11 protein-coding genes are annotated in these 13,290 nt (G+C 58.0%); 2 read left to right on the top strand and 9 right to left on the bottom strand.

Annotated elements, in window-relative coordinates; translation table 11 throughout:
- Positions 1-76: 76 nt before the first annotated feature.
- The 4 genes from hypF to G163CM_RS23200 form a co-directional block, all read right to left on the bottom strand.
- On the bottom strand, positions 77-2,293 hold the full coding sequence (hypF, locus tag G163CM_RS23215; protein ID WP_231826433.1) for a carbamoyltransferase HypF: 2,217 nt from the start codon (positions 2,291-2,293) through the stop codon (positions 77-79).
- A 3-nt stretch (positions 2,294-2,296) separates the two neighbouring features.
- Complete coding sequence (gene fdhF / locus G163CM_RS23210) at positions 2,297-4,447, bottom strand: formate dehydrogenase subunit alpha (RefSeq protein WP_015963290.1); 2,151 nt, start codon at positions 4,445-4,447, stop codon at positions 2,297-2,299.
- A 36-nt stretch (positions 4,448-4,483) separates the two neighbouring features.
- Positions 4,484-5,029 carry an electron transport protein HydN gene (hydN, locus tag G163CM_RS23205; RefSeq protein WP_015963289.1) on the bottom strand — a complete coding sequence of 182 codons (546 nt, stop codon included), beginning with the start codon at positions 5,027-5,029 and terminating at the stop codon, positions 4,484-4,486.
- A 144-nt stretch (positions 5,030-5,173) separates the two neighbouring features.
- Positions 5,174-6,187: a LacI family DNA-binding transcriptional regulator gene (locus tag G163CM_RS23200; RefSeq protein WP_231826432.1), complete on the bottom strand. Its 1,014-nt coding sequence runs from the start codon at positions 6,185-6,187 to the stop codon at positions 5,174-5,176.
- Between the two features lie 223 nt (positions 6,188-6,410).
- Between G163CM_RS23200 and ascF the strand changes: the two genes are divergently transcribed.
- Both ascF and G163CM_RS23190 read left to right on the top strand, forming a co-directional pair.
- Complete coding sequence (gene ascF / locus G163CM_RS23195; RefSeq protein ID WP_231826431.1) at positions 6,411-7,850, top strand: PTS cellobiose/arbutin/salicin transporter subunit IIBC; 1,440 nt, start codon at positions 6,411-6,413, stop codon at positions 7,848-7,850.
- Between the two features lie 27 nt (positions 7,851-7,877).
- Entirely contained in the window at positions 7,878-9,302 is a 1,425-nt protein-coding gene (locus tag G163CM_RS23190; protein ID WP_231826430.1) for a 6-phospho-beta-glucosidase, read from the top strand.
- Between the two features lie 90 nt (positions 9,303-9,392).
- Here the strand turns inward: G163CM_RS23190 and hycI are convergent, their stop codons facing one another.
- From hycI to hycE, 5 genes are read right to left on the bottom strand one after another with little or no spacing between them, the layout of a single operon-like run.
- Entirely contained in the window at positions 9,393-9,860 is a 468-nt protein-coding gene (gene hycI / locus G163CM_RS23185) for a hydrogenase maturation peptidase HycI (RefSeq protein WP_231826429.1), read from the bottom strand.
- On the bottom strand, positions 9,853-10,263 hold the full coding sequence (locus G163CM_RS23180) for a formate hydrogenlyase maturation HycH family protein (protein ID WP_231826428.1): 411 nt from the start codon (positions 10,261-10,263) through the stop codon (positions 9,853-9,855). The genes hycI and G163CM_RS23180 overlap by 8 nt, the downstream gene beginning before the upstream one ends.
- Entirely contained in the window at positions 10,260-11,027 is a 768-nt protein-coding gene (locus G163CM_RS23175; RefSeq protein ID WP_015963281.1) for an NADH-quinone oxidoreductase subunit B family protein, read from the bottom strand. The genes G163CM_RS23180 and G163CM_RS23175 overlap by 4 nt, the downstream gene beginning before the upstream one ends.
- Entirely contained in the window at positions 11,027-11,569 is a 543-nt protein-coding gene (locus G163CM_RS23170) for a formate hydrogenlyase complex iron-sulfur subunit (protein WP_015963280.1), read from the bottom strand. The genes G163CM_RS23175 and G163CM_RS23170 overlap by 1 nt, the downstream gene beginning before the upstream one ends.
- Positions 11,570-11,578: 9 nt before the next feature.
- Positions 11,579-13,288, bottom strand: coding sequence for a formate hydrogenlyase subunit HycE (gene hycE, locus G163CM_RS23165; protein ID WP_231826427.1), 1,710 nt, complete (start codon positions 13,286-13,288; stop codon positions 11,579-11,581).
- Positions 13,289-13,290: the final 2 nt, after the last annotated feature.

The raw sequence follows: 13,290 nt of genomic DNA, 5'->3' as shown, positions 1-13,290 counted from the left end.
ACCATCACACAAGCCCAAACCACCCGACATTACGCGCACAACCCGTAGGCCGGATAAGGCGCAGCCGCATCCGGCATCACGCGCACCGGGCCGCAGCCACCACCGCCTGCCCGAACGCAATTGCCCCATCACCTGCGGGCAAACTGTGCGGGAAAAGCAGCGTAAAATTAGCCAGATGGTGCAGCAACCGCGCACGCAGCAGGGCGTTATGTAGCACGCCGCCGCCAAACGCCAGCGTTGAGATGCCCCGCGCCTGTGCTTCACGACGCATCATACCGCCCAGCCCCTGCGCCAGCGCATCGTGAAACGCCCACGCTTTCTCCGCCGGGCTGGCCTGCCAGGCTAACCAACTCGGCCAGAATTCAGCAAGGTCGAACTGTTCACTTTGCAACGGATGTTCGACGCCGGTACAGGTCGCCGCCAGCGCTTCCAGACGACAAGCCGCTTCACCTTCATAGCTCAACGTCAGCGGCGCACAGCCCAGCGCACAGGCCACGGCATCAAACAATCGCCCGCAGGATGACGCGCGCGGCGCATTAATACCGCGCTCAATCGCCCGCGCCAGCAGCGGCCAGTTTTGCTCGCGCACGGTGGCGGTTTCCGGGTAACTTTCCCACTCCGACACAAACGCCAGGCAGTGCGCCAGCAGGTTTCGCCACGGCTGACGTGCTGCCAGGTCGCCCCCCGGCAACGCTACCGCAGGCAGGCCGCCAAGATGTTCACACTCGCGGTAGTTCACCCGCAGACATTCACCGCCCCACAACGCGCCCTCTTCCCCCATGCCAATGCCGTCCAGCGCCAGCGCAATCACATCACCGCCGTCCAGCGGCCAGTTGTGTTCCGCCAGGCACGCGGCAATATGCGCGTGGTGATGGAGCACCGTTTGATGGGGTAAATCGCGGGCGGCGGCCCACTGCGAGGAGTGGTAGCCAGGATGCGCATCCGCCACCACCGCCTGCGAAGTAAAATCGTAGATAGCCTGCATCAAACGCAACGACTGCTGCCATTGCGCTTCGACACCTTCATCAGTGAGATCGCCAAAATGCTGGCTCAACACCGCCTGCTCGCCGCGTACCAGGCAGAAGGTATTTTTGAGATCCGCACCCAGGCAAAGCATCGGCGGAATATCGTGAAAACCCGGCGGCAGAGGAATGGCGTCCGGCACATAGCCGCGCGACCGGCGCAGCATTTCGCCGTTTTGTCGCACCACCGAGTCATCCATCCGCTGCACAATATCGCGATTGTGCAGTAAAAATCCGTCGGCAATCTCCGCGAGATCCGCCAGTGCCAGCGCATTGGTCAGCGCGGGTGGTTTACCGCTGAGATTCCCGGATGTCATCACCAGTGGGCGATTCAACGCCTGCATCAGCAAATGCTGAACAGGGTTAGCCGGGAGCATGACGCCCACTTCCGCCAGCCCCGGCGCGATGTCATCACACAAGCCGCTGACGCAGGATTTATCCACCAGCACAATCGGTGCTGCGGGCGTGCGCAGTAATCGGCTGGCGTCATCGGGGAGATTCGTCGTAGTGGGGATCATCACCGCAAGCGGTTTCGCCGGGCGATGCTTACGGGCGCGCAGCGTCGCTACCGCGCGGGCATTGCCCGCATCACAGGCCAGATGAAAACCCCCCAGCCCTTTAATCGCCACAATGCCGCCCGACGTGAGAAGCGCAATCGCCGCCTGTAGCGCCGCCTCATGATGCAGAGGTTCGCTCCCGGCATACCACGACAGCCACGGGCCGCACTCGGCGCAGGCTACCGGCTGGGCGTGAAAGCGACGATCGTAAGGATTGCGGTACTCCGCCTCGCAGGCAGAGCACAGCGGAAACGCCGCCATCACCGTCAGCGGACGGTCGTACGGCATGGCGTTGATAATGGTGAAACGTGGGCCACAGTGGGTACAGTTGATAAAGGGATAACGATAACGGCGCTCCTGCGGGTCATTCATCTCCGCAAGACACGCCGGGCAGGTGGCCGCATCCGGGACAATCTGCGTGCTCATCGCCCCCGCGCCGCTCTCGCGGATCACGAAGTCGTCAGGCTCTCTTTGCCACACATAAGGCTGCACCTGCGTCTCATCAATACGCGCCAGCGGCGGGCAGTGTTGATGAAGCGCGGCAAGGAAATCCGCTTCTTCGCCCAGCAAACGAACGAGCACCCCCGCACCGTCGTTGCAAACATCGCCCACGCGCGCCTGCTGCTGAGCCAGTTGCCAGACAAAGGGGCGGAAGCCCACCCCCTGTACTTTACCGCGGATGCGGATTTCGACGCCGTTATGCGTTATCGTCATTCATTATCCTGCTACCGCCTCGCGCAGGCGGGATTTCATCGACTGGTAGCTTTCCAGCGCGTAGTTTTCCGCCCAGTTCTGATCCTCAATCGCACTGATATTCACCGCACAGTACTTGGTTTCCGGCGTTTTGGAGATGGGATCGAGGTTGTCCTGGGTCAGTTCGTTACAGGCGCCAATCCACCACTGGTAGGTCATATAGACGCTGCCGTGATTGATACGCTCGTTGACGTTGGCACGCGTGATCACTTTACCGCGACGCGACGCCACCCACACCAGCTGTTTGTCTTTCACGCCCAGTTTCTGTGCATCCTGCGGGTTAATCTGCACAAATCCCGGTTCGTCGGCCAGCGATTGCAGCGCCGCGCAGTTACCGGTCATCGAGCGGCAGGAGTAGTGCCCCACTTCGCGCACGGTGCACAGCACCAGCGGATATTTATCATCCGGGCGTTCGGCGGGCGCACGCCACGGTGCGGCGAACAGATGGCCTTTGCCATCCGGGGTATCAAACTGATTGCCTGCGTAAAGATACGGCGTGCCGGGATGATCGAGCGTCGGGCATGGCCACTGTACGTGCCCCATGTCGCCCATTTTATCGTAAGTCACGCCATAGAAGAGCGGGCAAAGCTCACGCATTTCGTCCCAGATTTGCTGGTTATTATCATAATGCATCGGATAGCCCATTTTCTGGGCAATCAGGCTGATAATTTCCCAGTCGCGTTTGACGTTGTATTTTGGTTCGATGGCTTTTTCGAAACGCTGGAAACCACGGTCGGCACAGGTGAAGACGCCACCGTGTTCGCCCCAGGAGGTGGCGGGCAGCAGCACATCGGCCTGCTCGGCGGTTTTGGTCATAAAGATGTCCTGCACCACCACGAAGTCGAGCGCTTCAAACCCTTTGCGCACCAGGCCTAAGTCGGCCTCGGTTTGCAGCGGATCTTCACCCATGATGTAGTAGGCTTTCACCTTCCCTTCCAGCGCCAGATGCGGCACTTCAGTAATGCGCACGCCCACTTTGTCGTCCATCAGGCTGGCGTCAATACCCCAGGCTTTGGCGAATTTCGCCCGCACGTCGGCATCCACCACGTCCTGATAACCAGGGAACTGGTTGGGGATCACGCCCATATCGCACGCGCCCTGCACATTGTTCTGACCCCGCACCGGGCCGACGCCAACATGTTCACGACCCAGATTGCCGGTGAGCAGCGCAAGCGTTGCCAACCCCTTCACCACATCCACGGCCTGACCAAACTGCGTCACGCCCATGCCCCACATAATGGTGGCGCTCGGCGCCGCCGCGTAGGTGCGCATCGCCTGACGAATCTGTTGTGCGGTCACGCCAGTCAGGGCTTCTACCGCTTCCGGCGCATAATCTTTCACGATTTCACGCAGCTCGTCGATACCGGTGGTGTAGCGCGCAACGTATTCTTTGTCGTAGAGATTTTCTTCCAGCAGCACATGGGAAAACGCATTCACCAGCGCCATGTTGCAGCCGTTTTTAATTTGCAGATGTTGATCGGCGATACGCGCGGTTTCAATGCGACGCGGGTCGCAGACGATAATTTTCGCGCCTTTCTCTTTGGCTTTGATTACGCGACGCGCCACGATAGGGTGCGAATCGGCGCAGTTGTAGCCAAAGACCAGCAGACAGCTTGAGTTTTCAATGTCTTCGATGGAGTTACTCATCGCGCCGTTGCCGAGCGCTTCCTGCAAGCCTGCGACGGAAGGCCCGTGGCAGACGCGCGCGCAGCAGTCGACGTTATTGGTATTCAGCACGCCGCGCGCAAATTTTTGCATCACATAGTTGGTTTCATTCCCGGTACCGCGCGATGACCCGGTGGTCATAATGGCGCGCGGACCGAATTTCGCTTTGATCTCGCCTAAGCGTTTTGCCGTATAGCTGATGGCTTCATCCCAGCTCACTGGCGTCAGCTTGCCGCCTTTTTCATAGCGGATCATCGGCTGCGTCAGGCGCGGCGTCAGCAGTTTGGTGTCGTTCAGGAAATCCCAGCCGTAATAGCCTTTCAGGCACAGTTCATGCTGGTTAGTTTTCCCATCGGCCGCTTCCGCGCGGATGATTTTATTGTTATCGACAACCAGCTTCAGTTTGCAGCCAGCACCACAATACGGACAAACACTTGTAATTTTTTTCATCAGTAACAGACCTGTTAAAAGTGAAACGGAGGATCATTAAAACGACAGGGAAATCGACGTATCGAGCGCAGCGCGACGACGTTTTTCGGCGCTGATTTGCTCAAGCTTGTCGCGATCGACGCAGAAAATAGCGTGCGTCGGGCAGGCTTCCATACAGGCCGGGCCTTGCTCGCGGTGGAAGCAAAGGTCGCATTTGTTGGCTTCGGCTTTTTCGGCACGCACGTTGAGGCCCGCGCCGCTGTTGCGTACAACCGGGCGCACGACCACTTCCATCGCGCCATACGGGCAGGCTACGACGCAGGTTTTGCAGCCGATGCAGCGTTCCTGCATCACATGCACAAAGCCTTTTTCGCGGCGAATTGCGCCGTTCGGGCAGACGTTAGCGCACGGCGCGTCTTCGCACTGGCGGCACGCGGTCGCGGTAGAGACGTTCACGCCTTTAATCACATGAATTCGCGGCAGGAAAGATTCCGGCGTCAGCGCGGCGCAATCCTGTTCGGCCTGGTGGCTAACCACGCATGCCACTTCGCATGTCCGGCAGCCTATACATTTACTCGCATCTGCAATGATGAAACGGTTCATCAAATTCTCCAGCAATGACAATGAATGAGCCGGAGAATGCATTATTCGCGCCAACTTTTATTACGCTGTTTATTAAGGATTTTTTATTTGAAGCGCTGTGTCTAACCCTGTCATCGTCACGAGTGACGATGACAGGTGACGAGATTACCCCTGCGGGCCTGTGCCGAGGGAATCGCGTGCGATAAGCTCGCCGAGGAAGGAAGGTTGTGGTTTGAACTCGCCACCATCGAGCATGAAAATCAGACGATGGATAATCTCCTGAATCATCTCTGTCACTGGGATTTTAACGCTGGAGAGCGATGGCAGCATGTACGGCGCCAGGGCGATATCATCAAAACCCACAACAGAGACCTGCTCCGGTACGCGCAGGCCGCGCGACTGAAGTTGTTTCATCGCCCCGATAGCCATGTCATCGTTGCTGGCGACCAGCGCGCTAAAGCTAACGCCGCGCGCTAGCAGCGTATCGACACCCGCCAGACCCGTCGCTGGCGTCCATTTCCCTTCGACAATCAGCGCATCATGAAGTGGAATATTGTGTTCAGCTAAAGCAGCTTTGTAGCCTGACAAGCGTTCAATGCCGGTTGGCGAATCAAGCGAACCGGTGATAAATGCGATATCGCGATGCCCCTGTGCAATCAGCTTCTCCACCGCATTCTGGCTGGTACGCGCCTGGTCGCAGTACACACAGTGGCTGAGGTTACGGCGCAGGCGACGGTTGAGCACCAGCACCGGCTGTTCATGCTGCTGAATCAGCTCGTCGATTTCGTCAACGCTGAGAAAACGCGGGTAGATGATGATGCCGTCGCAGCGCATATCGAGCAGATACTGAATCGCCGCCCGCTCCTCTTCCGCGCTGTGTTTACCGTCGGCGAGGATCAACTGGCGGCCCTGGTTTTCCGTCATCCGCGCGGCGTGAAACAGCAGCTCGCTGAAATAGACACCGTGATACAGGGTGTTGGTGACCACCAGCCCCAGCGTTTGCGTGCGTTTGGTCGCCAGATTGCGCGCCAGCAGATTAGGCCGATAGCCGCTCTCTTCAATCGCCTGCCAGACCCGGTCTTTGGTCTCCTGACCCACGTAGCCGTTGCCGGTCAGCACGCGTGAGACCGTCGCTTTCGACACGCCAGCCAGCTTTGCCACCTCCAGCATCGTCGCCATTTCGCTTCCCTCGTCAAAAATGATGGGCAGCAGTGTACTTCAGCCACCGCCCTTTTTCAGCATTTGCCATGCATAGCGATCAATGTCACAAATTTAAAAAATGATTTTTTAATCTCTTGTTAGTGGTCATGAAACTCATCATGATTTTGTGGAACCGGTTTCCTATGCAACGTTTCATCGCCTGGCGATGAGTACCCTACAGATAAAAACAGGATAGATTCCGATGTCCAAAAACTATGCGGCGCTGGCAAAGTCGATCGTCGATTTACTGGGCGGCGTCAACAACATTTCCGCGGTGACCCACTGCATGACGCGTCTGCGCTTCGTGTTGAAAGACGATTCCCTGGTCGATAGCCCTGCGCTGAAAAGCCTGAGCGGCGTGCTCGGCGTGGTGCGCAGCGATAACCAGTGCCAGGTGATCATCGGCAACACCGTTTCCCAGGCGTACCGGGAAGTGGTGAGTTTGCTGCCGGAGAATATGCAGCCTGCCGTACCGCAGGGGAAACCGAAGATAACGCTGAAGCGCATCGGCGCGGGGATCCTTGATGCGCTGATCGGCACCATGTCGCCGTTGATCCCAGCGATAATCGGCGGATCGATGGTCAAGCTGCTGGCGATGATCCTCGAAATGTCCGGCGTGCTCACCAAAGGCGCACCGACGTTGACTATCCTGACGGTGATTGGCGACGGGGCATTCTTCTTCCTGCCGCTGATGGTCGCCGCCTCTGCCGCCGTGAAATTCAAAACCAACATGTCGCTGGCCATCGCCATTGCAGGCGTGCTGGTGCACCCAAGCTTTATCGAACTGATGGCGAAAGCCGCACAGGGCGAGCATGTGGAATTCGCCTTCGTGCCGGTCACGGCGGTGAAATATACCTATACGGTTATTCCGGCGCTGGTGATGACCTGGTGCCTGTCGTACATCGAACGCTGGGTGGATCGCATTACGCCTGCGGTAACGAAAAACTTCCTCAAACCAATGCTGATTGTACTGATTGCCGCCCCGCTGGCGATCCTGCTTATCGGCCCGATTGGTATCTGGATCGGCAGCGGTATCTCTGCACTGGTGTACACCATTCACGGCTATCTCGGCTGGCTGTCGGTCGCCATTATGGGCGCGCTGTGGCCGCTGCTGGTGATGACCGGGATGCACCGCGTCTTTACGCCCACCATTATTCAAACCATCGCTGAAACGGGCAAAGAGGGCATGGTGATGCCGTCAGAAATCGGTGCGAACCTTTCGCTGGGCGGCTCATCGCTGGCGGTGGCGTGGAAAACCAAAAACCCGGAACTGCGCCAGACGGCGCTGGCTGCGGCGGCTTCAGCCATTCTGGCGGGCATCTCTGAACCGGCGCTGTACGGCGTGGCGGTCCGGCTGAAGCGTCCGTTAATCGCCAGCCTGATCAGCGGCTTTATCTGCGGTGCCGTTGCAGGTATTGCCGGGCTTGCCAGCCACTCGATGGCGGCACCCGGCCTGTTCACCAGCGTGCAGTTCTTTGACCCCGCGAATCCGATGACCATTGTGTGGGTCTTTGGCGTGATGGCGCTGGCGGTGGTGCTCTCCTTTATTTTGACGCTGATCCTGGGCTTTGAAGATATCCCGGTCGAAGAGGCCGCCGCCGATGCCCGCACGCGTCAGGCCGCAGCGCCAGCAACTGTTTGAATAACAAAACATTTAATGAGGAAACGCATGTCGACATTTCCAGAAGGATTTTTATGGGGCGGCGCACTGGCCGCCAACCAGTGCGAAGGCGCTTATCTTGAAGGCGGTAAAGGCCTGACCACGGTCGATATGATCCCGCATGGCGCAAATCGCCTGCCGGTTAAGCTGGGCCTGGAAAAACGCTTTAGCCTGCGTGACGATGAGTTTTACCCTAGCCATCAGGCGACCGATTTTTATCATCGTTACAAAGAAGATATCGCCCTGATGGCGGAAATGGGCTTCACCGTATTCCGCACCTCCATTGCCTGGGCACGACTCTACCCGAACGGCGATGAGCTGACGCCGAACGCAGAAGGCATTGCGTTTTACCGCGCGGTATTTGAAGAGTGCAAAAAGTACGGCATCGAACCGCTGGTCACGTTATGCCACTTCGATGTGCCAATGCATCTGGTGGTGGAGTACGGCTCCTGGCGCAACCGCAAAATGGTCGAGTTCTTCACTCGCTACGCGCGCACCTGCTTTGAAGCGTTTGACGGGCTGGTGAAATACTGGCTCACCTTCAATGAAATCAACATTATGCTGCACAGCCCCTTCTCCGGTGCCGGGCTGGTGTTTGAAGACGGTGAGAATCAGGATCAGGTGAAGTACCAGGCGGCGCACCATGAGCTTATCGCCAGCGCGCTGGCAACCAAAATCGCCCACGAGGTTAACCCGCAAAACCAGGTTGGCTGCATGCTGGCGGGCGGCAATTTCTACCCATACTCCTGCAAGCCGGAAGATGTGTGGATGGCGCTGGAGAAAGACCGCGAAAACCTGTTCTTTATCGATGTACAGGCGCGTGGCGCGTATCCCTCTTACTCCGCCCGCGTATTCCGCGAAAAAGGCGTGGTGATTGAGAAAGCCGAGGGCGATGACGAGATCCTGAAAAATACCGTCGATTTCGTGTCGTTCAGCTACTACGCGTCTCGCTGCGCGTCTGCCGGCATGAACGCCAATAACACCAACGCGGCAAACATTGTGAAATCGCTGAAAAACCCGCACATCCAGGCCAGCGAATGGGGCTGGGGCATCGACCCTCTGGGGCTGCGCATCACCATGAACATGATGTACGACCGTTACCAGAAGCCGCTGTTTTTAGTGGAAAACGGGCTGGGTGCGAAAGATGAAGTGAACGCGCAGGGCGAGATTAACGACGACTATCGCATCAGCTATCTGCGCGAACATATTCGCGCGATGGGCGAAGCGATTGGCGACGGTATTCCGGTTATCGGCTACACCAGTTGGGGCTGTATCGACCTGGTGGCGGCCTCGACGGGCGAGATGAGCAAACGGTACGGTTTTGTCTATGTCGACCGTGACGACGCGGGCAACGGCACGCTGGCGCGCACGCGCAAAAAATCGTTCTGGTGGTATAAGAAGGTGATTGCCAGTAACGGGGAAGATTTGGGGTAACAGCAGTGCCGGATGGCGCTAACGCTTATCCGGCCTACGGTATGGCATAGATTGGTAGGCCGGATAAGGCGCAGCCGCCATCCGGCATTGTTACTCCTCGGCCTCTAACTGCGCAAATCCGCCGTTGCCTTCCCATCCCTCCAGCCTCTGATAAACCACCTCAACCGCGTCTTTAATCGCCTGGGTCATCGGGTAATAGAAGCCGACAATATCCGGCTGAATGCCGAGGAAAATCACCTCGCCAACATCTTCTTTAAGCTGATCAACCAGATAGTTCAGCGGCATGTTATGGGTAGTCATCATAAACATCTCGGCGATGTCGTCCGGGTCGATAATGCGGATCTCGCCAGGGTTAAGCCCCATGTCGGTGGCATCGACAATCAGCAGACGTTCCGGGTGCAGTTCGCGGATGGCGAAGACGTCGTTTTCCGGCGCGCTGCCGCCGTCAATCACTACCCAGTTGCCTTTCGGCGCGGCGGCGCACATTTCGGCGAGCAACGGGCCTGCGCCATCGTCGCCCATCATGCTGTTGCCCACGCAAAGTAATACGTCAGTCACGAAGCCTCCGGACCATCAAATAAATCGCACTTTCCTGATATATCGCGTGCAGCATGCCGAGCATCGCTTCGCTCCATTCCTTCTGCTGCGCCGTTTGCCCTGCGCGCGCTTTATCAAACGCGTTCGCGAGCATAGAGACGTGATTACTGTCGATAACGATTTCACCGTACTTCGGCACGCCTTCCATTTTGCGCCGCGCGACGCTGCCCTCTTCCAGCGTAGCAATCCATGCCAGATATTGATCCCACGGGCAGGTCAGCGCGGCTTCGAGGCAGTCGATCACCCCGAGGTGGTGGCCAATCGCCAGGCTGTAATAGACAACCTGCTGCGCCTCAGACGGCGTCGCATCGTTCTCATCAATAAATTTACGGCTCAGTTGACTGAACACCACCGTTTCGCTCATCGGATACGCGCCTCTTCAACAACGTGATTAAGCTGACCGACAATTTCGGTCAGACGGGGGTCGCTTTCGGCTTCCAGCCAGCGCTGTACCTGGTGATCGCCTTGCCCCAGCAGACGCATATAGTCGTCTGCAATCTGGCGGCCATAGCGATAACCCGCCAGACGGCGCGCGGCGCGATCGATACGTACGCGCAGCGGTTGGTTCATATCCGCGTGCAGCAGTTCCGCCGGTTGTGCATCCAGTTCACCCGGCGCGCGGGCGTGGATTTTCTGCTCCAGCAGGCCGAGCGCCATCGCAAAGCCATACAGCGTGGCGGCAGGCGTCGGCGGGCAGCCTGGGATGTAGACATCCACCGGCACGATTTTGTCGGTGCCGCCCCAGACGCAGTACAGGTCGTGGAAGATGCCGCCGCTGTTGCCGCAGGCACCGTAAGAGATACAGATTTTCGGGTCCGGCGCGGATTGCCAGGCACGCAGCGCCGGGGAACGCATGGCGCGGGTGACTGCGCCAGTGAACAGCAGGATGTCTGCATGACGCGGCGACGGCACAACTTTAATGCCGAAGCGTTCAGCATCGAACAGCGGCGAAAGTGTGGCGAAAATCTCGATTTCGCAGCCGTTACAGCCGCCGCAGTCGACGCGGTAAACATACGCGGAACGTTTGATGTTTTTCAGTAACGCCGTTTTCATACTGGCGATGGACTCTTCCACCGTCATCGGCACCGGCATGCCGTTATCATCACGTGGGCCTATTAAAGCGCTCATCAGCTGGCCTCTTTCATATGGCGAGTCAGTTCAATACGGTCGGACGGCACCAGGCATTTCTGGCGTTTGCATTCCGGGCAGGTTTCGAAGCTTTCGCGATGTTTCTCCGCGCGGCTGTCGCCGTTGTGCTTGAGGATCGCAATGGCATAGTCGATCTCTTTTTGCACCGCGAACGGACGCTGACAAACGCGGCAGTTGCAGATGTCAAAGCGCGACTGCTGTAAGAAGTCCTCTTTTTTCCACACCGCCAGTTCGTACTCCTGCGACAGTTTAATTGCCGCTGTGGGGCACACTTCTTCACAGCGGCCACAGAAAATGCAGCGGCCCAGGTTGAATTGCCACGCCAGTTGATTGGTGGCTAAATCCGTTTCCACTGTCAGCGCGTTGGAGGGGCACGCGTTCACGCAGGCCGCACAGCCCACACATTGCTGCGGATTATGTTCCGGTTTGCCACGGAAGTTTTTATCAACCGGCAGCGGCTCCAGCGGATACGACGACGTGGTCGTACCGGTTTTGATCACTTTTTTGATAAAGGTAAACATGGCGATTCCTTATTTCAGCGGCGAGTTTTTACGCTCGATGCTGTAGCGCTCAAGTTCTTTGTACGGCACCACTTTGCTTTTCTTCTTACGCACATCAACCACGGTCATGCGGTCGGTACAGGAGTAGCAAGGGTCGAGGCTACCGATAATCAGCGGCGCATCGGAAACGGTGTTACCGCGAAGCATGTAACGCAGGGTCGGCCAGTTGGCGTAGGTCGCCGCACGGCAGCGCCAGCGGTAGAGTTTCTGGTTGTCGCCGGTCATGCTCCAGTGGATATCGTCGCCGCGCGGCGCTTCGGCAAAGCCAAGGGCGAAGCGATGCGGAATGTAGGTAAAGCCTTCCACCGCCAGCGGGCCGCCAGGCAGGTTATCGAGACCGAAATCAATCATATTCAGCGCGGTAAACACTTCATTGATACGCACTTTCAGGCGCGAAATCACGTCACAACCCTGCTCGCTGTGGACTTCCATCGGCAGCAGGCCATAACCGACAAACGGGTGATCGGCGCGGGTGTCGCGCGCGTGGCCGCTGGCGCGAACCATCGGGCCGACGTTACTGAAGTCGCGGGCGATTTCCGGGTCGAGACGACCAATGCCGACGGTGCGCTGTTCCATGTTCGGGGTGCTCAGCAGCACGTCCACCAGCTCCTGCACGTCGCGGCGCATCTGCTGCGCCAGCTGGCGGGTCTGGATCATGTCATCTTTCAACAGGTCGCGACGAATGCCGCCAATCAGGTTCAGGCCGTAGGTTTTACGCGCCCCGGTGAGAATTTCCGCCATTTTCATGGAGGTCTCACGCACGCGGAAGAACTGCATAAAGCCGGAGTCGAAGCCGGTGAAGTGGCAGGCCAGGCCGAGGTTCAGCAGGTGCGAGTGCAGGCGTTCCACTTCCAGCAGAATGGCGCGGATCATCTGCGCACGTTCCGGCACCACGATGCCCATCGCATTCTCAACGGAGGTAGTGTACGCCGTACTGTGGGCGAAGCCGCAGATACCGCAGACGCGATCCGACAGGAAGGTAACTTCGTTGTAGCCCATGCGGGTTTCCGCCAGCTTTTCCATGCCACGGTGGACGTAGAACAGACGGTAGTCGGCGTCGATAATGTTTTCGCCGTCAACAAACAGACGGAAGTGGCCCGGTTCATCGGAAGTCACGTGCAGTGGGCCAATCGGCACCACGTTGTTCTTTTTGCTGCCCAGTTCGTTGATGAACTCGTAGGTTTCGGCATCGGTGGTCGGCGCCGGGCGCTGACGGTAATCCATGCTGTCTTTACGCAGCGGATAGAGTTCGTCCGGCCAGTCATCCGGCAGGACCAGACGACGTTCATCCGGCAAACCAACCGGAATCAACCCGTACATGTCGCGCACTTCGCGCTCGCCCCACACGGCAGCAGGCACGCGCGGCGTCACGGACGGATATTCCAGCGTGTTGGCGTCCACTTCGACGCGCACCGTTACCCAGCATTTCGTGCCCTGCTCCATGGAGAGCACGTAATAGACCGCGTAGTGGCCGTTCAGCTTGCGTTCGTCGTTACCGAACAGCACCGACAGCCAGCCGCCCTGTTTGTAGTAAAGGAACTCCACCACTTCCGGCAGGTAGTTCACCTTCACCGTAATAGTAAGCTGATCTTTCGTCTGCCAGGCTTCATCCAGCACCACGCCCGGAAAGGCCTGATGCAGTGCGGCGAGGTAATGTTGACCGATTTTTTCTTCAGACATGC

This window comes from Pseudocitrobacter corydidari (genome assembly GCF_021172065.1).
In the GTDB taxonomy this organism is placed as follows: Bacteria; Pseudomonadota; Gammaproteobacteria; order Enterobacterales; family Enterobacteriaceae; genus Pseudocitrobacter; species Pseudocitrobacter corydidari.
The sequence above is the reverse complement of the archived record's forward strand: the minus strand, read 5'-3'. Positions and strand labels throughout refer to the sequence as shown.